Origin of the sequence: Xanthomonas sp. SHU 308 (genome assembly GCF_000364645.1) — a bacterium.
Taxonomy (GTDB): Bacteria; Pseudomonadota; Gammaproteobacteria; order Xanthomonadales; family Xanthomonadaceae; genus Xanthomonas_A; species Xanthomonas_A sontii.
The window spans coordinates 1-278 of the sequence record NZ_AQOK01000740.1 but is presented as its reverse complement, the minus strand read 5'-3'; the positions used below and the strand labels follow the sequence as shown (position 1 = coordinate 278).

1 pseudogene is annotated in these 278 nt (G+C 69.1%); it reads right to left on the bottom strand.

What is annotated here, in order from left to right:
* Nucleotides 1-2 precede the first annotated feature (2 nt).
* Nucleotides 3-278 (bottom strand): annotated as a pseudogene (locus D588_RS25580) (hypothetical protein); the annotation flags it as partial.

Below are 278 nucleotides of genomic sequence, written 5' to 3'. Positions count from 1 at the left end.
CGTTAGCCGCTGTCGTTGCGGTAGCCGACCTTGCTGAAATAGAAGTTGCCGACCAGGGTCAGGTCCGCGCTCAGCCCGTATTCGCCGTAGAGATTGAGCTGGTCCTGGCGGCTGCGCCCGGCATCGGGGAAGTTGCCCGACTGGCCGTGGCTGTTGAACACCGCGCCGCCATCGGTATGGCTGGCCTTGAGGATCACCAGCCCGTGACCGGCCTCGTCGACCCAGGCGCTGGCCCAGCAGGGGCCGGCCGCCAGGGCGAGCAGCGCCAGCGCCAGCCG